This is a genomic window from Prevotella marseillensis, assembly GCF_900625065.1.
Classification (GTDB): domain Bacteria; phylum Bacteroidota; class Bacteroidia; order Bacteroidales; family Bacteroidaceae; genus Prevotella; species Prevotella rara.
In genome coordinates this window covers 3,182,521-3,207,597 of sequence record NZ_UYXY01000001.1, presented here as the reverse complement: position 1 = coordinate 3,207,597, position 25,077 = coordinate 3,182,521, and the positions used below count along the sequence as shown (strand labels likewise).

General features: G+C 53.7%; 18 protein-coding genes. 16 read left to right on the top strand and 2 right to left on the bottom strand.

The window, feature by feature from the left end:
• Positions 1 to 176 precede the first annotated feature (176 nt).
• From EJL04_RS12795 to EJL04_RS12720, 16 genes are all read left to right on the top strand, one after another.
• The gene (locus EJL04_RS12795) at positions 177 to 1,700 is read left to right on the top strand and encodes a GH3 auxin-responsive promoter family protein (RefSeq protein WP_125105185.1); all 1,524 of its coding nucleotides are present in this window, start codon (positions 177 to 179) and stop codon (positions 1,698 to 1,700) included.
• On the top strand, positions 1,690 to 3,714 hold the full coding sequence (locus EJL04_RS12790) for an Ig-like domain-containing domain (protein WP_125105184.1): 2,025 nt from the start codon (positions 1,690 to 1,692) through the stop codon (positions 3,712 to 3,714). Before EJL04_RS12795 ends, EJL04_RS12790 begins: the two co-directional genes overlap by 11 nt.
• Before the next feature lie 80 nt (positions 3,715 to 3,794).
• Positions 3,795 to 4,607: a DUF3108 domain-containing protein gene (locus EJL04_RS12785; protein ID WP_021854509.1), complete on the top strand. Its 813-nt coding sequence runs from the start codon at positions 3,795 to 3,797 to the stop codon at positions 4,605 to 4,607.
• Positions 4,608 to 4,683: 76 nt separating this feature from the next.
• The gene (bla, locus tag EJL04_RS12780) at positions 4,684 to 5,646 is read left to right on the top strand and encodes a class A beta-lactamase (RefSeq protein ID WP_053397570.1); all 963 of its coding nucleotides are present in this window, start codon (positions 4,684 to 4,686) and stop codon (positions 5,644 to 5,646) included.
• A gap of 113 nt (positions 5,647 to 5,759) precedes the next feature.
• Complete coding sequence (miaB, locus tag EJL04_RS12775; protein ID WP_125105183.1) at positions 5,760 to 7,145, top strand: tRNA (N6-isopentenyl adenosine(37)-C2)-methylthiotransferase MiaB; 1,386 nt, start codon at positions 5,760 to 5,762, stop codon at positions 7,143 to 7,145.
• Positions 7,146 to 7,664: 519 nt separating this feature from the next.
• Entirely contained in the window at positions 7,665 to 9,494 is a 1,830-nt protein-coding gene (locus EJL04_RS12770; RefSeq protein WP_021854512.1) for an ABC transporter ATP-binding protein, read from the top strand.
• A 22-nt stretch (positions 9,495 to 9,516) separates the two neighbouring features.
• Positions 9,517 to 10,449: a lysophospholipid acyltransferase family protein gene (locus EJL04_RS12765; protein ID WP_021854513.1), complete on the top strand. Its 933-nt coding sequence runs from the start codon at positions 9,517 to 9,519 to the stop codon at positions 10,447 to 10,449.
• Between the two features lie 162 nt (positions 10,450 to 10,611).
• Complete coding sequence (locus EJL04_RS12760; RefSeq protein WP_125105182.1) at positions 10,612 to 11,748, top strand: glycosyltransferase family 4 protein; 1,137 nt, start codon at positions 10,612 to 10,614, stop codon at positions 11,746 to 11,748.
• Between the two features lie 109 nt (positions 11,749 to 11,857).
• The gene (locus EJL04_RS12755) at positions 11,858 to 12,763 is read left to right on the top strand and encodes a glycosyltransferase family 2 protein (RefSeq protein WP_125105181.1); all 906 of its coding nucleotides are present in this window, start codon (positions 11,858 to 11,860) and stop codon (positions 12,761 to 12,763) included.
• 248 nt (positions 12,764 to 13,011) lie between these two features.
• Positions 13,012 to 14,001, top strand: coding sequence for a glycosyltransferase family 4 protein (locus EJL04_RS12750; RefSeq protein ID WP_021854516.1), 990 nt, complete (start codon positions 13,012 to 13,014; stop codon positions 13,999 to 14,001).
• 52 nt (positions 14,002 to 14,053) lie between these two features.
• The gene (locus EJL04_RS12745) at positions 14,054 to 15,088 is read left to right on the top strand and encodes an NAD-dependent epimerase (protein ID WP_125105180.1); all 1,035 of its coding nucleotides are present in this window, start codon (positions 14,054 to 14,056) and stop codon (positions 15,086 to 15,088) included.
• Between the two features lie 7 nt (positions 15,089 to 15,095).
• Complete coding sequence (locus EJL04_RS12740; RefSeq protein ID WP_125105179.1) at positions 15,096 to 15,878, top strand: lipopolysaccharide kinase InaA family protein; 783 nt, start codon at positions 15,096 to 15,098, stop codon at positions 15,876 to 15,878.
• 58 nt (positions 15,879 to 15,936) lie between these two features.
• Positions 15,937 to 17,046 (top strand): UDP-galactopyranose mutase, encoded by a 1,110-nt coding sequence (gene glf / locus EJL04_RS12735; protein ID WP_125105178.1) that lies wholly within the window; start codon positions 15,937 to 15,939, stop codon positions 17,044 to 17,046.
• A gap of 106 nt (positions 17,047 to 17,152) precedes the next feature.
• A complete protein-coding gene (locus EJL04_RS12730) occupies positions 17,153 to 18,214 on the top strand; it encodes a glycosyltransferase (RefSeq protein WP_021854520.1) in 1,062 nt (353 codons plus the stop codon).
• Between the two features lie 10 nt (positions 18,215 to 18,224).
• Positions 18,225 to 19,052, top strand: a complete 828-nt coding sequence (locus EJL04_RS12725) for an alpha/beta hydrolase (protein WP_125105372.1) — start codon at positions 18,225 to 18,227, stop codon at positions 19,050 to 19,052.
• Positions 19,053 to 19,844: 792 nt separating this feature from the next.
• Complete coding sequence (locus EJL04_RS12720; RefSeq protein ID WP_125105177.1) at positions 19,845 to 20,516, top strand: hypothetical protein; 672 nt, start codon at positions 19,845 to 19,847, stop codon at positions 20,514 to 20,516.
• A gap of 184 nt (positions 20,517 to 20,700) precedes the next feature.
• Here the strand turns inward: EJL04_RS12720 and EJL04_RS12715 are convergent, their stop codons facing one another.
• Both EJL04_RS12715 and EJL04_RS12710 read right to left on the bottom strand, forming a co-directional pair.
• Positions 20,701 to 22,710, bottom strand: a complete 2,010-nt coding sequence (locus tag EJL04_RS12715; protein ID WP_125105176.1) for a T9SS type A sorting domain-containing protein — start codon at positions 22,708 to 22,710, stop codon at positions 20,701 to 20,703.
• 185 nt (positions 22,711 to 22,895) lie between these two features.
• On the bottom strand, positions 22,896 to 24,908 hold the full coding sequence (locus tag EJL04_RS12710) for a T9SS type A sorting domain-containing protein (protein WP_125105175.1): 2,013 nt from the start codon (positions 24,906 to 24,908) through the stop codon (positions 22,896 to 22,898).
• Between the last annotated feature and the right edge of the window lie 169 nt (positions 24,909 to 25,077).

Genomic DNA, 25,077 nt, shown 5'->3' with positions numbered 1-25,077 from the left:
GTGCCCTTTCGGGCTGCAAAAGGGCATCTTTCATAAAACGGCCGGCGGCAGCACGCACGCCACACGGCCTGCAAGGCCCCGGCATAAAGATGTGCGCGCGTGTTAAGAATATTAAAAATCTTATCGTATTACAAAAGTTTAGACTAACTTTGCAGCTTAAAAATACCTCTTAGAAGATGAGCATTACTAGCATAATTGGCAAGTTGTTTCTGCCGCGGCAGAAGGAGCTTGAGCGGCACATCAACGAGGCCGGGGCACTTCAGAACGAGGTGCTGGCATATCTGACGGGCCGTGCCAAGGACACCGAATACGGCAGAAAGCACATATTCGGCAATATGAAGTCATACGAGGACTTTGCGGCTAACGTGCCGCTGAACACTTATGAGGAACTGAAGAATGACATCGACCGCATGCGCCACGGCGAGAGCGACGTGCTCTGGCCCGGAACGGTAAAGTGGTATGCCAAGTCGTCGGGAACGACCAACGACAAGAGCAAGTTCATACCCGTAAGTCACGACGGTCTGCAGAACCTTCACTATCAGGGCGGCAAGGACGCCGTGGCCCTTTATCTGCGCAACAACCCCAAGAGCCGGCTGTTCGACGGCAAGAGCCTCATACTGGGCGGAAGCCACTCGCCCAACTATAATCTGCGCAACAGCCTTGTGGGCGACCTCAGCGCCATACTGATAGAGAACATCAGTCCGCTGGCAAACATGGTCAGAGTGCCGTGCAAGCAGACGGCGCTGCTGTCTGACTTTGAGGTGAAGCGCGACCGCATAGCCCGCGAGACGATGAACAAGAACGTGACCAACCTGAGCGGCGTGCCCTCGTGGATGCTCTCCGTGCTGACACGCGTGATGGAGCTTACGGGCAAGACTCACCTCGAGGAGGTGTGGCCCAACCTTGAAGTGTTCTTCCACGGAGGCGTGGCCTTCACGCCCTACCGCAAGCAGTATGAGCAGCTCATCACCTCGCCCGGCATGCACTACATGGAGACCTACAACGCCAGCGAGGGCTTCTTCGGCCTGCAGAGCGACCCCTCTGACCCGTCGATGCTGCTGATGCTCGACTACGGAGTGTTCTACGAGTTCATCCCGATGGACGAGTTCGGAGCCGAAAATCCCACCGTAGTGCCCATAACAGGCGTCAAGACAGGCGTAAACTATGCCATGGTCATATCAACGTCGTGCGGACTGTGGCGCTACATCATAGGCGACACCGTCAAGTTTACGTCAACCAATCCCTACAAGTTCATAATCACCGGACGCACCAAGAGCTTCATCAACGCCTTCGGCGAGGAGCTAATCGTCGACAATGCCGAGCAGGGCCTTGCCCACGCCTGCCGCGAGACGGGTGCCGAGGTGCTCGAATACACAGCCGCCCCGGTGTTCATGGACGGCAACGCCAAGTGCCGCCACCAGTGGCTCATCGAGTTCTCAAGAGAGCCCGACGACCTCGGCCGCTTTGCATCACTGCTCGACAAGAAGCTGCAGGAGATAAACAGCGACTACGAGGCAAAGCGCTACAAGGACATAACCCTTCAGCACCTCGACATCGTGAAGGCGCGCACGGGCCTGTTCAACGACTGGCTCAAGTCGAAGGGCAAACTGGGCGGACAGCACAAGGTGCCGCGACTTAGCAACAGCCGCGACATCATAGAACAAATGCTGAGATTTAACACCGAAGACGATGAACACTGACACACAGCGCAACAGCAGACGGCGCAGCACCACAAACGGCAGCGCACACGCCGCCGAGGCACGCCACAGAGCAGCACGCCTGAAGAAAGGCGCACTGGCCCTGCTGACGTTCATGGCCGCCGTGATAATCACGTCGTGCGCCAGGATGGGACAGCCCGACGGCGGATGGTATGACGAGACGCCGCCGAGAATAACCGGAAGCTCGCCCGCCGACAAGAGCATAAACGTCAAGACGCGCAAGATAGGCATCAACTTCGACGAATATATCCAGGTGGACAACCCCACCGAGAAGGTCGTCATATCGCCTCCGCAGATCGAGACGCCCGAAATCAAGGCCGCCGGAAAGCGCATCGTGGTGGAGATTAAAGACTCGCTCAAGCCCAACACCACCTACACCGTCGACTTCTCCGACGCCATCAGCGACAACAACGAGAGCAACCCGCTGGGCAACTACACCTACACTTTCTCGACAGGCGACCACATCGACACGCTCGAAGTGGCAGGATACGTGCTCAACGCGCAGAACCTCGAGCCCATTAAAGGCATCCTCGTAGGCCTCTACAGCGACCTGAGCGACAGCATATTCACACGCCAGCCCATGCTCAGAGTGTCGAGAACCGACAGCCGCGGCAAGTTTATCATCAAAGGCATTGCCACCGGAAAATACCGCATATACGCGCTCTCTGACGCCGACAACAACTATATCTTCAATCAGAAGAGCGAACAGCTGGCATTCAATCACGACATAATAGAGCCAACCTTCAAGCCCGACATAAGGCAGGACACCATCTGGCGCGACTCGCTCCGCATCGACTCCATACGCCGGGTGCCCTACACCCACTTCCTGCCCGACGACATCGTGCTGCGAGCCTTCACCGAAGAGCAGACCGACCGCTACCTGCTGAAGAGCGAAAGAGCCTATGCCAACCGCTTCACGCTCTACTTCAGCTACGGCAACAAGCAGCTGCCGGAGATCAAGGGACTCAACTTCAACGAGCAGGACGCCTTCATCATTGAGACGACAGAAAAGCAGGACACCATCACCTACTGGCTGAAGGACACCACGCTCGTCAACCAGGACACGCTCAGAATGGAGCTGAAATATCTCGCCACCGACACGCTTGGAGTGCTGCAGATGCAGACCGACACGCTCGACGTGCTGTCAAAGGAGCCTTACGAGAAGCGCATGAAGCAGAAGAAAGAGCAGTTTGAAGAGTGGCAGAAGGCACAGGAGAAAGCCAAGAAGCGCGGCAAGGAATACCAGACGGAGATGCCCGCCGAGGCGCTCGAGCCCAAATACAACGTGCAGTCGGAGCCTGCGCCCGACCAGAACATAACCATCGAGATGCCCACACCGCTGCAGAAGGTGGACACGGCCTGCATACATCTCTACTCGAAGCACGACACGCTGTGGTATAAATCGCCGTTCGTGCTGCGGCAGAAGGCAGGCACCAACCGCATCTACGAGCTGCTCGGAGAGTGGCGGCCGGGCACGGAATACAGTCTGGAGACCGACACCATGGCCTTCACCGACATCTACGGCAAGACCACCGCGCCGTTCAAGACAGGCTTCAAGATACAGACCGAAGACGCCTTTGCCACGCTTATGTTCAACATAACAGGCATGGCCGACACCACGGTGGTGGTACAGATGCTCAACAACTCTGACGAAGTGGTGAAAGAGACGACCACAACCGACGGCAACGCGTCGTTCTTCTACGTAAAGCCGGGCACATATTACGCCAGGATGTTTATCGACTCGAACAAGAACGGCAAGTGGGACACGGGCGAATATGCCGCCGACCGCCAGGCCGAAACCACCTACTACTATCCCGAAAAGATAGAATGTAAGGCTAAATGGGACCTCAACCTGACATGGAATCCAACGGCACGGAGCCTCGAAAAGCAAAAGCCCATGGAAATAACAAAGCAGAAGCCCGAACAGGAAAAGACCATAAAGAAGCGTAACCTCGACCGGGCCAAGAGCATGGGCATACCATATCCGGGCAACTGACGGCACGAACGACAGGCACGCTGACAGCAAGCCGCCGGCCGGCACGGAAAGAACAGGACACAAACAAAAATGCACATATCATGAAACATCTAAGAACACTCACACTGGCAATAATGCTGATTGCAACTGCCGTGGCAGCCATGGCGCAGTGTAGCTTCAGAAACACAGCCTTCAAGTCGGGCGAGTTCTTGTCATACAACCTGTACTACAACTGGAAGTTTGTATGGGTAAGAGTAGGCACCGCCTCGATGTCGATAGTGCAAAGCAAGTATAACGGGCAGCAGGCCTACCGCGCCAGCCTCACCACAAGGGGCAACAGCAAGATGGACAAGATGTTCGTGATGCGCGACACGCTGCTCTGCTATTCAACAACCAACCTCGCACCGCTCTACTACCGCAAGGGAGCGCTCGAGGGAAAGCGCTACACCGTAGACCAGGTGTGGTACAGCTATCCGGGCGGAAAGTGCAAGATAACACAGAGCCGGCTGCACAAGGACGGCAAGGTGGAGAAGCGCACGGTGACTCCCGGCGAGTGTGTCTACGACATGATGAACATATTTCTCAGGGCGCGCAGCTTCGACCCGGCCAACTGGAAGAAGGGTTACGTGGTTGACTTCCCCATCGCCGACGGCAACGGACTTAACCCGGCGAAGCTGAAATTCATGGGACGCAAGACCGTGAAGGCCGACAACGGCGTGAAATACCGCTGCCTCGAACTGTCGTACACCGAGAAGGACAAGGGCGAATGGCGCGAGATAGCGCGCTTCTTCGTAACCGACGACGCCAACCACATACCCGTAAGGCTCGACATGTTCCTGAAGTTCGGTTCGGCAAAGGCTTTCCTCACCAACATGAGAGGCACGCGCAACAAGATAACTTCAGTAACGAAATAAGCGCCAAAGGCTGCCGGCTGCTGCACGCATTGGTGCATACGGCCGGAAAAGGCGACATAACATAGGAGCAAAGACAATGCTTAAAGAGATAACGATGAGGGCAGCCGCAGCTGCGCTATGCCTTATGTGCTGCGCCGGAACGCAGGCTGCCGGCCGCGAAAGTGGCTGTGAAAGCACGACTGAAGGCGCTGCCGTGACGGCAGAAATGCCTCAATACGAAGGACAGAAGAAGCTTGCTGCCATAAAGAAACTCGCTGAAGGCAAAGATGCCGAGATAGGCGTGGCATGGATGGAAGGCAACGCCATGCACAGCATGAACAACGAAAGGCTGTATCCGCTGATGAGCGTGTTCAAGCTCCACGTGGCCGTTGCCCTGCTGAAAGATATGGAGCGCAGGGGCGCAGCGGTGGACACGACGCTCAACATAACGCCTGAGCAGATGCGCAAGGACACATACAGTCCGCTGATGAAGCTGCATCCCGACGGCAGGTTCAGCATAACGCTGCCGCAGCTGATACGCTACGCCATAGCCGAGAGCGACAACAACGCCGCCGACATACTGATAGCCATGGCAGGAGGCATAGACAGCGTTGACCGCGAGATACACGCCATGGGCATAAAAGACTGCCATCTGTCGGAGACGGAGGCCACGATGTATGAAGCACCGATAAACAGCTATGCCAACTGGAGCAAGCCCGAGTCGGTGGTGTGGCTGCTCCGTAAGCTATACGACGGCCGTCTGCTCAGCGGCGAATACGACCGCTGCATAAAGCAGGCGCTGGCCGCAACCACCACGGGAGCCGACAAGATAAAGGCCGGACTGAGCCAAGGAATGACGCTGGCGCACAAGACCGGCACGGGATTCCGCATGGCTGACGGCACCAAGATGGCAGACAACGACGCCGGAGTGGTGACCATGCCCGACGGCAGACAGGTGGCCATAGCCATACTGATAAAAGACTCGAAGATGAGCGACGCCGACAACGCGCGCCTCATGGCCGAGATAACAAAGATAATACTGGGCGATGAAAGAGAGTGAGCGGACGCCCGCCGACGACAGCCGCAAGCCCTGCGCGGCGGCATCAGCCGGCAAAGTATAAGTCTCATCCATCCCATTGCTCCCATCCCCCTAAAACACCAATAACAACGAAGATGAAGAAACTATTTATAGAAACCTACGGCTGCCAGATGAACGTGGCCGACAGCGAGGTTGTGGCCTCGGTGATGAAGATGGCCGGATATGAACTGTGCGAAAGCGTTGACGAAGCCGACGCCGTGTTTCTGAACACGTGCAGCGTGCGCGACAATGCCGAACAGAAAGTGCTCAACCGCCTCGACACCCTGCACGCCATGACGCGCAAGGGCAGAAGAATGATTATCGGAGTGCTGGGATGCATGGCCGAGAGAGTGAAGGAAGACCTGCTCGAGAACCATCATGCCGACCTCGTGGCCGGCCCTGACGCCTATCTCACCCTGCCCGACCTAATAGCTCAGGCCGAGACGGGACACAAGGCGATGAACATCGAGCTGTCTACCACAGAGACTTACCGCGACGTAATGCCGCAGAGAATATGCGGACCGCACGTGGGCGGATTCGTGAGCATCATGCGCGGATGCAACAACTTCTGCCACTACTGCATCGTGCCTTACACACGCGGACGCGAACGCAGCCGCGACGTGGAGAGCATTCTGCGCGAGGTGCGCGACCTGCACGAACACGGATACAAGGAAGTTACGCTGCTCGGACAGAACGTTAACTCCTACTTAGGAGAATTAAAAAGTAAAAATGAAAAAGTAAACAGCGAGGGTAACGACGGCAAAGCCGACGCAAAGAGCGAGAAAGTGGCGTTCCCGGCACTGCTGCGCATGGTGGCAGAGGCCGTGCCCGACATGCGCATACGCTTCACCACGAGCCACCCGAAGGACATGAGCGACGACACGCTGCGCGTGATAGCCGAGATGCCCAACATCTGCCATCACATACATCTGCCCGTGCAGAGCGGATCAGACCGCATACTGAAGCTGATGAACCGCAAATATACAAGAGAGTGGTATATGGACCGCGTAAGGGCCATTCGCCGCATAATACCCGACTGCGCCATATCTACCGACATATTCGTGGGCTACCACAGCGAGACTGAGGAAGACCACCAGATGTCGCTCTCGCTGATGCGCGAGGTGGGCTACGACTCTGCCTTCATGTTCAAATACAGCGAGCGCCCCGGCACATACGCATCGAAGCACCTGCCCGACGACGTATCAGAGGAAGTTAAGCTGCGCCGCCTGGCAGAGATGATAGAGCTGCAGACCAAGCTGTCGGCAGAGTCGAACGCCAAGGACGTAGGCAAGGAGTTCGACGTGCTGATAGAGGGCTTCAGCAAGCGCAGCCGCGAACAGCTCTTCGGACGCACCGGACAGAACAAAGTGGTGGTGTTCGACAAGGGCAACTGCCACATCGGCCAGACCGTAAGGGTAAGGATAACCGACAGCTCGAGCGCAACGCTCAAAGGCGTGCTCGCAGACGGTGGCGAGGCATAAAACCGACTAATTGGAAGCACGATAATATTAACTTTGAAGAGAAAGGCGGCACTCTTATCATCAAGAGGCCGCCTTTCATGTTCTGAAAGGGCACCTTTCGCCGTCCGAAAGACCGTCTTTTGCAGCCTAAAAGGCCATCTTTTAGAGCCCGAAACATGGTCTTTTGCAACGCATTGTGTATCAATGCGTTATACAACCCGACACATTCCGCCCCGAAGCGCCGCCCTACAAGCCGCACGACAGGGGCACGAAACTGTAACTAACGGCACCGGTCCTTCATGCTGCAAGGCGCTGACAGAACACGAAAAAGCCGACAGCGGCGTGCCTTCCGGCATGCTCCGGCAGTATGACAACCGGCATGGATCAGCCCCTCAAACAGCCCCCATATCGCCTTTGCGGCCCCTCAGACAGCCCCATAATGAACTAAAACGGCCGCCATATTTTGTTTTCTTGCACAAAAACACTATCTTTGCAACCGGAATAAACCTAAATTCCATAAAAAGAACAACCCACGGATAGATGAAAGAATTTTTACAAGTATTGCGCCGTTTTGTACCTCCCTACAAAAAATACCTGGTACTGACGGTGGTGTTTAATATCCTTTCGGCGGTATTGAACATCTTTTCTTTCATGGCCATAATACCAATCCTGCAGATACTTTTCAAGACTCAGGCGGCCAGCGTGCCTGCCGGACTGATGGACTGGGGCAGCGGCAACATGAAAGATGTGCTGATAAACAACGCCAATTATTATATCTACGAGATGATCGGGAGCATGGGCGCCACCACAACGCTGCTCGTCATAGGCCTGTTTCTGGCCTTCATGACGTTTCTGAAGACGGGTGCCTATTTCCTTTCGTCGGCCACGATAATTCCTATACGCACAGGCGTGGTGCGCGACATACGCAACCAGCTCTACCGCAAGATTACGTCGCTGCCGCTCGGATTCTTCTCCGAGGAGCGCAAGGGCGACATCATAGCGCGCATGAGCGGCGACGTGCAGGAGATTGAGAACTCCATAATGTCGAGCCTCGACATGCTCTTCAAGAACCCCATACTGATAGTGTTCTATTTTGCCACGCTGCTCGTCATCAGCTGGCAGCTGACGCTCTTCACGCTCGTCATAGTGCCCATCATGGGCTGGTTCATGGGCTTTGTGGGCCGCAAGCTGAAGCAGAAGTCGATAAAGGCACAGTCGCTGTGGAGCGACACGATGAGCCAGGTGGAGGAGACGCTGGGCGGACTGCGCATCATAAAGGCCTTCTGCGCCGAGGAGAAGATGAACCGCCGCTTCGACAAGATTAACTCTGAATACCGCGAGAACATACGCCGCGTGAACACCCGCCAGCAGATGGCCCACCCGATGAGCGAGTTTCTCGGCACGGTGATGATTGTCATAGTGCTCTGGTTCGGCGGTGTATTGGTGCTAAACAACATGACTCTGAGCGGCCCCACGTTCATCTACTATCTCGTTATACTCTACAGCATAATCAATCCGCTGAAAGAATTCTCGAAGGCGGGCTACAACATACCCAAGGGTCTCGCCTCGATGGAGCGCGTGGACAAGATACTCATGGCCGAGAGCAACATCAAGGAGCCTGAGCATCCGGTGCACATAACCGACTTCAAGAGCAAGATAGAGTTCCGCAACGTGTCGTTCAAGTACGACCAGAAGTGGGTTCTGCGCAACATCAACCTCACCATCGAGAAGGGCAAGACCGTGGCGCTCGTAGGCCAGAGCGGCGGCGGCAAGTCGACGCTCGTAGACCTCATACCGCGCTACTACGACGTGCAGGAGGGCGAGGTGCTCATCGACGGAGTGAACGTGAAGGACATGGGACTGCACGACCTGCGCTCGCTCATAGGCAACGTTAACCAGGAGGCCATATTGTTTAACGACAGTTTCCGCAACAACATATCGTTCGGCGTAGACAACGCCACGCAGGAGCAGATAGAGAACGCCGCAAGGATAGCCAACGCGCACGACTTCATCATGGAGTCGGAACACGGCTACGACACCAACATAGGCGACCGCGGCGGACGCCTCTCGGGCGGACAGCGCCAGCGCGTGAGCATAGCCCGCGCCATACTGAAGAACCCGCCGATACTCATCCTCGACGAGGCTACGTCGGCTCTCGACACCGAGAGCGAGCGACTGGTGCAGGACGCGCTCGAGCATCTGATGAAGACGCGCACCACGGTGGCCATTGCCCACCGCCTGTCGACCATCAAGAACGCCGACGAGATATGCGTCATACACGAGGGAGAGATCGTTGAGCGCGGCACCCACGAGGAGCTGCTCGCCATCGACGGCTACTACAAGAAGCTGAACGACATGCAGACACTGTAATCAACTAACCGGAGAAAGAGGAATGAAAGAGTTTTTATATAACATAATCTACGGCATTTTCTATCTGGTGTCAAAGTTGCCTTACAGGGCCCTCTATGTGATATCAGACATCGCCAACCTCGTTCTCTACCACATAGTGCGCTACCGCCGCGACATCGTCAGACGCAACATAACATCGGCATTCCCCGAGAAGAGCCTCGAGGAGTGCATCAGCATAGAGCGCGGATTCTACAAGTGGTTCTGCGACTACTTCGTAGAGACCGTCAAGCTCATGTCCGTCAGCCGTCAGGAGCTGCTCAGCCGCATCGAGTTCAGGGGCATCGACAAGATTGAGGAGTGCTTCGACAGAGGCCAGACCTGCGCCGGCATACTCGGACATTACGGCAACTGGGAGCTGCTCTCGGCCACAGGCCTTGTCATAAAGAAGCATCCCGAGGCCGTAATCGGACTGATATATCACCCCCTGCGCAGCCAGCTCTTCGACCGCCTGTTCATCAACATGCGCCAGAGCATGGGCGGAGTGTGCGTCCCCAAGAAGGACATACTGAGATATCTCGTGTCGTTCCGCAGCCAGAACCTCATGAATCTCTTCGGCTACATAGCCGACCAGGCGCCCCGCTACCGCAACATCCACCTGTGGCTGCCGTTCCTCAACCACGACACACCTGTGTTCACGGGCGCCGAGCGCATAATGCGCAAGATGAACAACGCCGTGTTCTACATCGACGTTGAACGCCCCGAACGCGGAAAATATATCTACACCTTCAAGCTCATGACCGACAAGCCCGGCGAAATGCCTGAGTTTGAGATAACCAAAAAGTTCTTTGTCATGCTCGAGCAGACCATAAGGCGCGAGCCGCGCTTCTATCTGTGGAGCCACAACCGCTGGAAACGCACGAGGGAGGAGTTTGACAAAGAGTTCAAGATTGAAAACGGACACGTGGTGAGAAAGTAGGCCGGAAGCCTGTCACACGTGAAACATATAACATTAATGGGCCGGCACACGCCGCGCTGCACAACAGCGGCAAGCATGCGGCAAAGTGCCCTGGAACGGCAAGACGGCGCAAGCCGGCACGGCGGCCAGGCAGAATGCAGCCCGCAACAAAATATGCAAAATATGATTATAGGATACGACGCCAAGCGCATTGTATGTAACCGCACCGGACTGGGAAGCTACGCCCGCACACTGATCAACGACCTCTCGGAGGTTATAACGCCCGACATAAATCTCCACCTCTACGCCCCCGACAAGGGCGACAGCGCGCTGAGAAGCCAGGTAAGAGAGTCGGCCAGCGTAAGATTTGTGTATCCCCGCAGGAACCTCTCAGGCCTGCAGAAAGCATGGTGGCGCATGCACTCAATGGTGGACGACCTCCGCGCCGACGGCGTTAAACTCTATCACGGACTCTCGGGCGAGCTGCCCATTGGCATAAAGAAGGCCGGCATAAAGACCGTGGTTACCATTCACGACATCATCTTCATGCGTCATCCTGAATGGTACAACTGGCCCGACACCAAGATTTATGCGTGGAAGTTCAGAAAGACCTGTGCCGAGGCCGACCGCATAATAGCCATCAGCGAATGCACCAAGCGCGACATAATGCTCTACGGAGGCGTAAACCCCGAAAAGATAGACGTTATATATCAGAGCTGCGGCTCGCGCTACAAGATGCACGAGGGCGAGAAGAAGATGCAAGAGGTGCACACGAGCTACATGCTGCCCGAACGCTACATCGTCAACGTGGGCACCATCGAGGAGCGCAAGAACGTGCTGCTGGCCGTCAAGGCACTGAGGATGCTGCCCGAGGACATAAGTCTGGTGATAGTGGGCAAGGCCACCTCATACACCGAAAAGGTGAAGGCGTATATCAGGGAGAACGCTCTCGAAAGCCGCGTGAAGATACTTCACAACGTGCCCAACGAAGACCTGCCCGCCATTTATCAGATGGCCGAGGCGTGCGTCTACCCCTCACGTTACGAGGGCTTCGGCGTTCCGGTCATCGAGGCCATACAGAGCGGACTGCCCGTTGTGGCATGCACGGGCAGCTGTCTTGAGGAGGCAGGCGGCAACGGCACCATATATGTCGACCCCGACGACGTCTATGCCATGGCCGAAGCCATAAAGCAGGTTGTCAAGGGAGCACCCGGACGCGAGGAGCGCATAGCCGCAAGCCGCCAGTATATAACGCGGTTTGAGGGCAACAACGTGGCCCAGCAGGTGATGAACGTCTACAGGGACGTGCTCGGCATCTGACGGCAAGGACACGCCAAAGGGGCTATAACCATATAATACAAACAAAGCAAAGGCACGGGCGGATGTAAGCAATGCCGCCGCCGAAGCCCTGCAAAATAACGTAACGACTATGAACGGCGAAATATTCTCCATACTCATACCCACATGGAACAACCTGCCCTTCCTTAAGATATGCGTGGACAGCATAAGGAAGAACTCTACATACAGGCACCAGATTATAGTACACGTCAACGACGGAAGCGACGGCACGCTCGAATGGGTGAGGCAGCAGGGCCTCGACTACACCCACTCGCAGACCAACGTGGGCGTGTGCCTGGCCATGAACATGATGCGCAGCAAGGTGAAGACCGACTATATGCTCTTCATCAACGACGACATGTATGCGCTGCCTGAATGGGACAAGGCGCTGTATGACGAGATAAAGGCGCTGCCCGACAACCGGTTCTTCCTGTCGTCGACGACAATACAGCCCCGCACAAAGGGCGACTCGATAATAAACGCCGACTATGGCGACACGCCTGAGACATTCAGGGAGCAAGACCTGCTCAACGAGTTCCGCACCTATAAGATGAACGACTGGACGGGCGCAACGCTGCCGCCGAACATCGTTCACCGCGACATATGGGACCTCGTGGGCGGCTACAGCATAGAGCTTTCGCCCGGAATGTACAGCGACCCCGACTTCACCGCCAAGCTGTATCTCTGCGGCATAAGGATGATGAAGGGCATATCGGCAAGCCGCGTGTATCACTTCGAGACAAAATCTACCACCCGCATACGCAAGAACATGGGACAGATGCAGTTTCTGCTCAAGTGGGGCATGACAAACTCCACCTTCAGACGCATCTTCACCTACAAGGGACACGACTTCGACAGCCGCCTTACTGACACTTACAGGCACGACGGCCATCTGAAGGCCAACATCCTGCGCGGACGACTGAAAGCTCTGTGGTGGATGCTGACAAAGGATTTCGGACCGCTGTGGAAGTTCTGGGACAACGACAAGAGACAATAAGCCCGCAGCCCTGCCGGCACCGTACAAAATAGGCCTGCTGGCAGACTGAAATACAAAAGGCCACATATCGCATCGCGAAAGACCACATATTGCAGGCTGAAAGGCCACATATTGCAGGCTGAAAGGCCACATATTGCAAACCAAAAGACGGCATATTGCAAGCCATTGAATATCAATGCGATACGCAGGATGCCGGCAGCGCGACAAAAGGTAATATAAAATTTCATCCGAATTAACAACAACTATATATGATATTAGGAGTATTACTGCCCCACACAAAGCTCTACGGCGGCGTTAAGCGCTTTCTCGAGCTCGGCAACATCTTTGTCGAGCAGGGCCACCGCTTCATAGTGTTCACACCCGACGGCAAGGGCCCCGACTGGTTCGACTTCAAGGGCGAGATGAGCACCTTCGACAAGATTAAAGGCACAAAGCTCGACGCCCTGTGGACCACCACGGTGAAGATGATGCCCATGGTGCTTGAGTCTGATGCACGCCACAAGATATTCTATCACGTCAGAAAGAGCGACAACGTGGCCAAGCTGATGAAAAATCCCGAGGTAGAGGTATTCGCCTGCTCGTCGAACGTATACGAGTACGACCTCAAGAAGTTCGGCCGCGAGTCGTTCAAGGCCATCGGCGGCGTAACCGTTGCCAACTATAAGCCCAAGGAGAGCTATGAGGTTAAAGACCGCCCGTTCGTCGTCATGGCATACGGACGCATCGTGGAGCGCGTTAAAGGCACCCACTACGTAGTGAGCGCGTGCGAAAAGCTCTATGCGCAGGGCTACAACATAAAGCTGCTCCTCTATGACACGCCGGTTGACGAAGGCGCCGCACGCCGCATAAAGGAGTTTACGTGCAAGTGCCCCTTCGAGTTTGTCGTGGGCCATCCTTTCGACCGCAACTGGGAGCTCTTCAACCGTGCCGACTGCTTTGTGTCGGCCGAGAACCCGCGCTACACCGGATGGAACAACACCGTGGCCGAGGCCATGGCGTGCGCCGTGCCCGTGATAGCCACCAAGGCCGGCACGCTCGACCTGCTGCGCGACAAGGAGAACGGCATACGCTCGGCACGCTGGCGCTTCTGTTTCAGACGCCACATCAAGGAGCTTTACCAGAGCGAGGAGCTGAGAAGGAAGTATGGCGAGGCAGGACTGCGCACCATACGCGACTTCGACTGGAGCGTAGTGGCAAGAAAGATAACTGATTATCTCGAGAAGAAGGACAACAACTGAATGACAACGGAGCAAGGAGTCAGGCTCCCGAACAGATAAAAATCAACAGAAGATGAAGATACTCGTAACCGGCGCGGCCGGATTCATTGGCAGCCGCTGCGCCGAAATGCTGGCCGAAAGAGGCGACGAGGTGGTGGGAATCGACAACATCAACGACTACTACTCGCCCGAGCTGAAGTTCTACCGCCTGCGCCGGGCAGGGATAGAGGCCGACGCCAGCCTGCGCATGGGCCACCGCACGGTGAGCACCAAATGGCCCAACTACACGTTTCTGCGCCTCGACATCGAGGACAAGGGCGCCCTCGACATGCTGTTCGACCAGGTTAAGTTTGACAAGATAATACATCTGGCGGCACAGGCAGGCGTGCGCTACTCGATAGAGAACCCATATGCCTATATGCACAGCAACTGGATTGGCTTTCTGAACATACTCGAGTGCTGCCGCAACTTCAACGTGGAGCATCTCGTCTATGCCTCGTCGAGCTCAGTCTACGGCATGAACAGCAAGGTGCCTTTCTCCGAAGACGACGTCGTGATAAGTCCCGTAAGCCTCTATGCAGCAAGCAAGAAGAGCAACGAACTCATGGCCCACGCCTACTGCAAGCTCTACGGCATAGCCTGCACCGGCCTGCGCTATTTCACCGTATACGGTCCCGCCGGACGCCCCGACATGGCCCCCATGCTATTTGCAAGAGCCATTAGCGGCGGCAAGCCTATCAAGGTGTTCAACAACGGCGACATGATGCGCGACTTTACCTACATCGACGACATAGCCAACGGCACCATCATGGTGCTCGACAAGACGCCCGACGGAACGGGAACGGCTAACGGACTGCCCTACAAGGTGTATAACATAGGCCTCGGAAGCCCCGTAAGCCTTACCGACTTCATAGCCGAAATAGAGACAAACCTTGGCCGCAAGGCCGAAAAAATACTACTGCCCATGCAGCCGGGCGACGTAAGCCGCACCTGGGCCGACACCACAAAGCTCGAGACCGAGATAGGCTACAAGCCGAAGGTTGCGCTGCACGAGGGCATAAAGAACTTCATCGAGTGGTTTAAGCACTACGAGAACATTAACCTCTGAGCCGCCCATGAGCAAGGAAAAGATAATGACCATGACTGTGGACAGCGCTTTCAGCGCGCTCAGCGGCTTTGTGGGCAGCCTGCCTCAGACGTTCAGTCAGGGTGGCACTACGCTCTACAAGGGACGCAACACAGTGAAGTCGTTCTGCGTTGACGGCTGCACGCTTGTGGTGAAACACTACAAGCGGCCCAACCCCGTGCAGCGCGTGGCCTACTCGTTCTTCAAGAAGAGCAAGGCCGCAAGGGCATATCTCTTTGCCGCCATGCTGCGCGAGAGGGGATTCAACACGCCCCGCGAAGTGGCATATCTTGAGCTTGGCAACGGCATACTGATGTCCGACTGCTACTTTGTGTCGGAGTCGTGCATGCTGCCGCCGCTCACCGACCTGCTCAGACGCGACGACTTTGACCGCGACGCGGCCGACGCGCTGGCTCATCTGCTGGCACGGCTGCACGAAAAGGGAGTGATGCACGGCGACCTGAACCTTACGAACATACTGTATGAGAGGACTGCCGACGGCGGCTTCAGCTTCTGGCTGATAGACACCAACCGCTCAAAGTTCATACAGCCGACGGAGGACGACTGCGCCGAAAACCTGAAACGGCTCACGCACGACAAGCGGCTCATGGACTATGTGATAAGGCGCTACGCCCAAATAAGAGGCCTCGACGCCGACAAGACCGTGGCGCTGGTGATAAAGAAGCTCGACGAGTTTGAGCACAAGCGGGCCGTAACGGGCAAATTCAAGAAAGCTTTCAGAAAGATAACCGGCAAGCAGAAAAAGCGCTGAAAGGCGCACGCCGCAGCACTGGCGGCAGCATGCTGGCACATAAAAAACACTTGTTACTATGAAAAAATACGATTACCTTATTGTCGGAGCCGGCCTTTTCGGGGCTGTGTTTGCCCACGAGGCGCGCAAGGCTGGACGCAAGTGCCTCGTGATAGACAGGCGCGACAGCACCGGAGGCAACATCCGCTGCGAGAGCATTGAGGGCATCAACGTGCATAAATACGGCGCTCACATATTCCACACGGACAAGAAGGAGGTGTGGAAATATGTTACACGGCTGGTTGAGATGAACCGCTTCACCAACTCGCCCGTGGCCAACTTCAACGGCAGGCTGTACAACCTGCCCTTCAACATGAACACTTTTTATCAGCTGTGGGGCACGCGCACGCCTGCCGAGGCCGAGGAGATGCTCAAGAAGCAGCGCGCCGAGTATGCCTCGATAGAGTGTCCTGCCAACTTTGAGGAGCAGGCGCTGAAGCTCTGCGGACGCGACATCTACGAGACGCTGATAAAGGGATACACCGAGAAACAGTGGGGACGGCCCGCACGCGAACTGCCGGCGGAGATAATAAAGCGTGTGCCGGTGCGCATGACTTTCGACAACAACTACTTCAACGACCCGTATCAGGGCATTCCCGAGGGCGGATACAACAGGCTCATCGACGCCCTGCTGGAGGACACGGAGACCATACTGCAGCTCGACTTCTTCAGCCGCCGCGACGAGCTTTGCTCACTGGCAGACAAGATAGTGTTCACCGGACGCATTGACAAATACTTCGACTACCGCGCCGGAAGGCTCGAATACCGCAGCCTGAGGTTCGACACCAAGGTGATAGACACGCCCAACTTCCAGGGCAACGCCGTGGTGAACTACACCTCGGCCGATGTGCCCTACACCCGCATCATTGAGCATAAGCACTTTGAATACGGCACTCAGCCCAAGACGGTGATAACCTACGAATATCCCGCCACATGGAGCGAGGGCCTCGAGCCGTATTATCCCGTCAACAACGAGCGCAACAACGCCATAGCGGCCGAATACCGCCAGATGGCGCGCAGCATGGGCAACGTAATATTTGGAGGCCGACTCGGGCAGTATGCCTACTTCGACATGGACGACACCGTGGCCGAGGCTCTCAAGCTGGCAGAAAAGGAAATGGGAAATTAAGAAGTAAGAATTAATAATTAATACTTAAGAAAATTTCTCTGCCCCATATTATGAATTCAGAATTGTGAAACAAAGTTAGGCATCAGCCAATTATGATTTGTGAATTATGAATTATGAATTAAATAACTGTAAGTATCTTTCGCGCAACTACAAGGGTCTGGGCAGCGCGGGCAACAAGGCCAAGACTGACATAGAGAAGATTATGGACAGCATGGGCCTCGGCAACGCCGGACTCAGGCAGACCACATACAACAACAAGCTGGCGCACTTTTTCCTGACGCTCGCCGGAGTGATAAAGTCGCCCTTCAGCCTGAAACGCGGCGACACGCTGCTGCTGCAGTATCCGCTGAAAAAATACTTCACGCTGGTGTGCCGCATGGCCCACATGAGGGGAGCGCGCGTAGTTGTGATAATACACGACCTGGGCAGCTTCCGCCGCAAGGCGCTCACGCCCGAGAAGGAGATATGCCGGCTCAACCACGCCGACTACATAATAGCCCACAACGACAGCATGAAGCAGTGGCTCGAGAGCCACGGATGCCGCGCCATGGTGGGCACGCTGGGCATATTCGACTATCTGTCGGACACGCAGGCGGCAAAGAACAACAGCAGCGAAGACATGCGCACCATAGTGTATGCCGGAGCGCTGAGCCACCGCAAGAACACCTTCCTCTACCGCTGGGGCGAGCACATAAGCTCGTTCAAGGTGAGGCTCTACGGCAACGGCTTCGAGATTGGCAAGGCAAAGGGCGCCGACAAGTTTGAGCTGATGGGCTTCGTAAAGTCAGACGAGCTTATAGCCACGGCGCGTGGCCACTTCGGCCTGGTGTGGGACGGAGCCTCTGAAGACGGATGCACGGGCGACTGGGGCGAATATCTCAAGATAAACAATCCGCACAAGACGTCGCTCTATCTGCGCTGCTCGCTGCCCGTGATAATATGGAAGCAGGCCGCCCTGGCGCCGTTTGTAAGCAAGCACGGCATAGGTCTGTGCGTCGACTCGCTGAAAGAGCTCGACACCATTCTACCCAACATCACACAGGGACAGTATGCCTGCATGAAGATGAACGCCGAGCGCATAGGCAACCTCATAGCCCAAGGCCACTTCTTCAGAACTGCCTTTGAGGAGGCTGTAAGGCGGCTTGACGAAAAAGACAATGAAAAATAAGCATAACAACATGACAAACATTACAAGAACAATACTGACGGCGCTGATAATAATGCTGGCCGCAACGGCGGCACGCGCTGCAAAGGTTGACACGCTGAGCGTGTACAGCCAAAAGATGAAGCGCAGCCTCAGCACCATAGTATACACGCCCGACGCCGCAGGCGAGGCCAAATATCCCGTGATTTACCTGCTGCACGGCTACAGCGGCAACAGCACCACATGGCCTGGAATAACCGACGTGGCGCGCCTGGCCGACACCTACCGCACCATCATCGTCTGCCCCGACGGACAGAACAGCTGGTATGTCGACTCGCCCGTCGACCCGTCGATGCAGTTTGAAACGTTCATATCAAAGGAGCTGCCCGAGTATATCGACGCCCACTACCCCACCTATGCGCGCCGCGAGCTGAGAGCCATAACAGGCCTGAGCATGGGCGGACACGGAGCCATGTGGAACGGACTGCAGCATCCCGACGTGTTCGGCAACATAGGCACCACGAGCGGATGCATGGACATCTGCCAGTATCCCAACTGTTGGCAGATAGAGAAGGTGCTGGGCAACAAGTTTCAGAACGAGACAGTGTGGAAGTCTCACTCCGTATACTATTCGCTCGACCGCCTGCTCGGCTCACGCCAGAACATCATCATCGACTGCGGCTACAGCGACTTCTTCTATCCCGTGAACCTTCAGACGCACAAGCGCCTGCGCGAACTCAACGTGAAGCATGACTTCTACGTACGCCCAGGCGGCCATACGGGCGACTACTGGCACGACTCGATAGACTATCAGATAATGTTCTTCGCCAAGCAGTTTGACAAAGTGCTGAACGAGAAATAACTCTTTATCCTGCCTACATGAGCGCACGACGCAGGCATAAACGCCAACGACAACACACGGCAGGAACATCTTTACGACATAAACAATAAAGGAAGGTGCATCAGAATATGTATGCTAAAATACATTCTGACGCACCTTCATTCTTTTGCCACAAATGTGCGCAATAACGCAAGCGCAATAGCCATTTCCTCTCCGTCAGAACAATAACAACTTCTTTCTATGCAACAAATAAGAAAAATGAAAATAATGATATTCATATTATTTTCGTTTCATTTTCTATAAAATATTGATATTTATATACAAAATTAGAAAAAAAATCGTATTTTTGGCTATGGATATAATTTCTTAACTAAAAAAGGAGGTGCACGAAAAAAACTACGTCTAAATTGTATTGAGGCTTTTTTCTGCATTTGCAAAATGTTTATGTAACGACAAAGAACAAACGGAACCGGTTGTGAGTAATATTTAAACTGATATAGGAATTTTGTCTCGCTCTATAGATGCAAACGGAGCGACGAACAAATATTACATTGATAAAATAGCCATGTCTTACATTACAGGTTCAAATTGGCAGAATTAAGAGAATACCATCCGTTAAGTATTGAAAGAAAATACTATCTATGCATTCGGCATGCATAGTGCAACGCACATTTGGCAAGCGACGAACTTTTATACTGATCAGCAGTAATCTACAAGCCAAATTTTACAAGCATGGTCTAACAACTATAACTTGCAAAATTTGTTTATCTGTGTTCAATAACCTTATTGTAAACGACCTTAAAATAAAACACAATGAATAAACTTATCTTAATACTTTCACTACTATTCATGGCGCTGCCAACGACAGCACGCAACAATCCTGACGACTACAAAGTAACCTGCACGCTGACAGACGGCACGGTAATTGAAGGTTACATCTCGATTCCGCTCACAAAAATCATAACTTCACAGTTATACGAATTGGATATAAGCGACACCTACAAAGGTAAAGCCCGTACCTACACATCAGAAGAAGTGAAAAGAATAGTTTACACGTCAACTCTCAATGACTCCTTACCCTTAATTTACGAATCGGTAAAGGCCCAGAAGAGCGTACCCAATCTATTTAAGAAAAATCCAAAGCCTTTTAAAAAGCCAGTATTCCTACGGCTAATTTACGAAGGAAAGAATGTCAATGGATATATAACGCCCACAACGGATTATACAGTGAACAAGAAGGAGACCATAATCAATTATGTTTGGCGATATTACTATCTAAAGAAAGGAGATGAGATAGCCAAAGCCTATTGGCTCGGAATAGGCGGAATCAATGTAGGCATGAAGGCTGCCATGAAACTATATTTCAGGGAGTTCCCTAAACTGGTCGAAATGGTGGAGAAAAAAGAGATAACAGGACAACAGTTCTGCAATGATCCTACAATGGTGCTTCCGCTGATGGATAAATTCTACGTGCCCGAAAAATAATAGCCATGATATTGACCGACTAAATATCCATACTCAAATGGCACTCGCTGACAGTTTCAACGAGTGCCATTTTCATGAGCCGTATCTTGCCATACAGGCTGATACAGCTAATTATTCATATCATTCCTGATATTTGTGATAATAACCTATTTCACTTAATAATCAAGTCTAGAAAAGTTTTTTACTATTTCTTCACAATCTTGGTCTTGTATCCCTCTACGTTGACGATATAAACGCCTGAAGGCAGATTATCTACAGACACCCATGATGAGGTTGAAGTAACCACACATGAGCCGCTAATGCTGTAGACACGCACGCGAGCTCCGGCAGGAGCCTCAACATTGAAGCCGCTCTCAACCACACGCGGATAGATGCGCACGCTGCCGTTGTCGGCCACGGCATCTGAAATTCCGGTAGAGACAAACTCTGTCCAGTAATACTCGCGAGGCATGGTGAGCCATCCGTTCGCTCCGTCGGCTAAATAGTCGGTAACTGCGTCGAGTTTGAACGGGTCGGTCCATCCTTCGGGCACAACAACCTCGGAGGCAGGGTTGTCAAAGTCGTACACCCAGTCCTGCCCGGTGTTCGTTGTCCACTGCTCCTGCTGCCATCTGTATCCCATCTTAGATGTCATGTAGCCCCGGTCATAAGTGTACAGCCATCTCGCCGAGTTCACCCATCCCTCGTTGTCCTCGTCGGTAAGTCCGGGAGCCTTCGTCATAGGAGCGCCTAAAGGAGTCAATCCTCCTCCGCCAGATTTGCTGATAGTCTCTATAATGTTATCATCATCGTCATAATACTGCTCTGTGCGCGACGATGGCTTGCGCACGCCCTTATCGTCCCAGTCCCACACAGCCGTGCATACGTGGCGCCCCTTATCGTCATAGATGTATTTCTCCTCAAAGAGGTCTTTAAGAACTCCGTTTCCATCTGCCACCTGCTGTAATATCCATACTCTGCGGTTTTCGGCGTCGTAACCGTAATACTCGCGCTGGTTGGTCACTTCACCAGTCTTGTTCCACTGGCCGTCATACAGGCAGTTAACGACATTGGTGTAGCCCTGACGTGCCCCCGTATCATCATATTCCCACACATACTCCGTAGTGCCGAGCAACACCCAGCGTGAGCTGTCAGGCAGACATCTGTAGGTCTCGCTGGACAAGTTAGCGCCATGCTCATCGTATGTCAGCTTGCCTTCCCACGTAAAAGCCAAGTCAGCACTGAGACGGCCGTCCCAGTCGTCGCCTCCGCTGAACTTTCCTTCCTTGCGGTTGTAATACTTTTCAGCCTGACCTAGAAGCCTTCCGTCGGTTTCGCTTATATCGTTCACGAAGATATAATAGTTATGCCACGCACCGTCAATCCAGAAGTAGTTGTACTTATAAGACATGCGCTCCGGATCGAGTCCGCTGCCCTCAACATAGCCGGGGTCATAAGGGCCGTCGAACCATACATACTCGCCTTTGTCGGCGCCTACCCATGCCGAGCCGTCCCATGTGTACGACTCAAAGCTGGTCTGACGCTTCTTTGCGTCCCACGTTGCTGTATTATGCGTTGCCACAAGCCACTCGCTGCCTGTCCATGCATAAACGTATTCTGATATGATATTGTCGTTGTCGTCATACTCATATTCGCCCTTTGACGTAGGCACCCAGTTGCCGTCGGCGTCAAGCTCATAGTTAATCTGCTCTATGCCCTGACGCTTGTCGTTATACTTATAGTCCATGCGCACGCCCTGACCGTTGTAAACACCGCGCTGGCTCAATATATAGCCATAGTCGGTCCACTCATAATCATATTCCTCATAAGGCTCGTCCCAGGTCTGCGTAGACGCATTCCAATAGGATGTCTTTCTGTTTATCTCCTTTCCTTGGTCGTTATACACATACTGCTGTTTCTGCAGCTTTGTGCCGTCAACGTTAACCTGGATAATACTGTCGAGCTTGAGCGTGCCCTCTTCAGCGTTACGCTCTGCCGGGGCAAGCCTGAGGCGTCCTGCAGGCGCGGCGGCGGGCAGCGCCCTTTCGGCCATAAGTCCGGCACGAGACAATACCATGCCGCGCTGCGTCGTAACGGCATGCAGCCTGGCAGCTATCCTGCCGTTGTCCTTAAACTGTCTGAAAAACGTTCCGTCTGCCATTGCCTGAATGCAAAGGCATGAACATGCTGCGATGATAACTGATTTTAATTTCATGGTAATTATTTTATTAGTTGGTAAAAAAATACAATACAAGTACTCCTGCGGATGTGCCGGGACGAAACCGCCGGTAAGGACAGCTTCAATGCCCGACCCATTCACATCAGAAAAACACACAAATGACAGAATTTGAAGGGAGCGGCATGCGGCTCAACGGCATGCCCCGCTCCCCCACTTAAGTATTACCTCTTTACAATCTTGATATTATGTCCTTCCACATTGACTACATATACTCCCGCGGGCAAGCCCTCTACAGACACCCACGACTGGTCTGACGTTGCCACGCATGCGCCGCTCATACTATAGACACGTACGCGGGCTCCGGCTGTGGCCTCAACATTGAAGCCGCTTTCTACCACTCTCGGATACACCCGTACCGAACCGCCTGCAACCGTGCCGGATATGCCAGAGGTGCTAAAATCGCTGTAATGATACTTAAACACATTGCTTACAAGCACATTGCCGCTAAGCACAGAAGACGTTGTCTGCATCAGCTTATGGTAAGCATTGAAGCCGGGCCATGCCACGATGTTCTCCACAGGCACGGTGTATTCATACTCGTCAGAGTATCTCTCGCTGAGCGTCCATTCATCGTTCTTCCACATATATTTCTGTTTGTCTATGCGCACAGTGTCGTTCTCATACACATATACAAACCTTGTAGAGTTCTGCCATTCAACATCTTCATCGCCGGCTGTGCCTGATGACGGGGCGCCGAAGGGTATGCCGCCGCCCAAGGAGCCTGTCTGGTTAACGGTCTCAATGATGTTGTAATGCTCATCGTAGGTGTTATACACTGCCAAGTCGGGCTGCCTTCTGTTCTCAGCGTCGGCAGTAAATGTATAAGTAATCTCCGTCAGTATGTCATTGTTCTCATTAAAGGTGCTTGTGCGCTCATAGTCGTGCAATATGCTTCCGGTGGTATAATTATACATATTGTCGAGCACATAGGTCTGATTGCCCGCAGCATCGTAACGCTCTATGCCTGTATAGCTGATATTATCTTCCTTCGACTCGCCGAGCCATCCTACATACTCAGCCTGACATCCGCCGTCGGGCAGTTCGGTCCATACATAATCCGTGCCGGCCCCGAGGATATAACCGTCAGTGGTGGGTGCACCATAGGCGCGCTCTGTCAGCTTCCGTCCCTTTTCGTCGTATGTAAGTATCGACTTCTCGTTCTCATAATACGACCCGTTGTAGGTCTCGCATCCAGCCCAGTTGCCGAGCGTCTTGTTGTAGAACATCTTCTCTCGACGCAGCAGGTTAAGCCTGTCGTCAAAATCGTTTTCAAGTATGACATAATGCATCCATGCCTTAGCCTGAGTGTCCCATATGTAGCTGTTGCAGAGTGTCATGTGGTCTTTGTCTATCCATGTGTACTCCTGCTTTTCGTCAATGCCTGTCCACTCTGTACCGTTCCAGCTGTAAGGCTCAAAGAGCGTCTGCATGCCCTGCTCGTCCCATGCTGCCCTGTTCATCGTTGCAAGCGCCCATGTAGCGTCGGCGGCGTTATACGTGCTCAGCTGCTCCTCGATGATGTTGCCGCGGCCGTCGTATTTATAAACGCCCTTCCATGACGGCACCCACTTGTCGGCACCTGCCGGACTGTATGTATACACTGTCTGCTCTATGCCGAGGCCCTGTTCATTGTATACATAGTCGCGCCTCTCGCCCGACTGATAGACATCGCTGTAGGCGAGCTGCGACTCGCACAGGCCGTCTTCGTTCCACTTAAACTCATACACCTCCACCGGCACATAAGCTCTGCTGCCTGTGTCATACAGGCTGTTGACGCGCTTCACGGGCCATCCGTTGGCGTCAAACTCAAAGGTCTGCAGACTATATTTTTCTTCCGTGCCGGTCTGGTCTGTGGTACAAGCCACGCTGTCGAGCCTCTCCATGTCAGCTGTGGCTGCAAGCCTGTTAACCTCGTTTATGTCGGCCAGCCTCATGGTGCGGTGTGGGGTGGCAGCATTCTGTCCTGCAGCTTTTGCCTGAAGGGCTTTCCGTCTCCGGCTTCTTGCGTTGTCAGGATTGGCAACAAATCTGCCTAGATCAACAGCATGTATTCTAAACTCAGCCCCACCCTTGCCCGTACGTGAAGCATTATTTACATCTGTACCGTTGCCGGCTGCCTTACAAACAACAGCCAACACACATGACAGCAATGTGACAAGATATAATTTTCGCATACTCAAAAAATTTAAGTGAATAACTGTGCAGCAAAAGTAAAGATTAGAGAAAAAGACTGCAAATCAAAAAACTACAATTTCATGAATTTGTAGCAGAAACAAGGCTATTTTGTACGGAATAACACAAATAAAGGCAGATTAAGTTACTAAAAACAACTTAAACTTCAAC

What these genes read in the sequence shown, in the direction of transcription:
- EJL04_RS12795 (WP_125105185.1), top strand. Translation starts at nt 177, where the DNA reads ATGAGCATTACTAGCATAATTGGCAAGTTGTTTCTGCCGCGGCAGAAG.
- EJL04_RS12790 (WP_125105184.1), top strand. Translation starts at nt 1,690, where the DNA reads ATGAACACTGACACACAGCGCAACAGCAGACGGCGCAGCACCACAAAC.
- EJL04_RS12785 (WP_021854509.1), top strand. Translation starts at nt 3,795, where the DNA reads ATGAAACATCTAAGAACACTCACACTGGCAATAATGCTGATTGCAACT.
- bla (WP_053397570.1), top strand. Translation starts at nt 4,684, where the DNA reads ATGCTTAAAGAGATAACGATGAGGGCAGCCGCAGCTGCGCTATGCCTT.
- miaB (WP_125105183.1), top strand. Translation starts at nt 5,760, where the DNA reads ATGAAGAAACTATTTATAGAAACCTACGGCTGCCAGATGAACGTGGCC.
- EJL04_RS12770 (WP_021854512.1), top strand. Translation starts at nt 7,665, where the DNA reads ATGAAAGAATTTTTACAAGTATTGCGCCGTTTTGTACCTCCCTACAAA.
- EJL04_RS12765 (WP_021854513.1), top strand. Translation starts at nt 9,517, where the DNA reads ATGAAAGAGTTTTTATATAACATAATCTACGGCATTTTCTATCTGGTG.
- EJL04_RS12760 (WP_125105182.1), top strand. Translation starts at nt 10,612, where the DNA reads ATGATTATAGGATACGACGCCAAGCGCATTGTATGTAACCGCACCGGA.
- EJL04_RS12755 (WP_125105181.1), top strand. Translation starts at nt 11,858, where the DNA reads ATGAACGGCGAAATATTCTCCATACTCATACCCACATGGAACAACCTG.
- EJL04_RS12750 (WP_021854516.1), top strand. Translation starts at nt 13,012, where the DNA reads ATGATATTAGGAGTATTACTGCCCCACACAAAGCTCTACGGCGGCGTT.
- EJL04_RS12745 (WP_125105180.1), top strand. Translation starts at nt 14,054, where the DNA reads ATGAAGATACTCGTAACCGGCGCGGCCGGATTCATTGGCAGCCGCTGC.
- EJL04_RS12740 (WP_125105179.1), top strand. Translation starts at nt 15,096, where the DNA reads ATGAGCAAGGAAAAGATAATGACCATGACTGTGGACAGCGCTTTCAGC.
- glf (WP_125105178.1), top strand. Translation starts at nt 15,937, where the DNA reads ATGAAAAAATACGATTACCTTATTGTCGGAGCCGGCCTTTTCGGGGCT.
- EJL04_RS12730 (WP_021854520.1), top strand. Translation starts at nt 17,153, where the DNA reads ATGAATTATGAATTAAATAACTGTAAGTATCTTTCGCGCAACTACAAG.
- EJL04_RS12725 (WP_125105372.1), top strand. Translation starts at nt 18,225, where the DNA reads ATGACAAACATTACAAGAACAATACTGACGGCGCTGATAATAATGCTG.
- EJL04_RS12720 (WP_125105177.1), top strand. Translation starts at nt 19,845, where the DNA reads ATGAATAAACTTATCTTAATACTTTCACTACTATTCATGGCGCTGCCA.
- EJL04_RS12715 (WP_125105176.1), bottom strand. Translation starts at nt 22,710, where the DNA reads ATGAAATTAAAATCAGTTATCATCGCAGCATGTTCATGCCTTTGCATT.
- EJL04_RS12710 (WP_125105175.1), bottom strand. Translation starts at nt 24,908, where the DNA reads ATGCGAAAATTATATCTTGTCACATTGCTGTCATGTGTGTTGGCTGTT.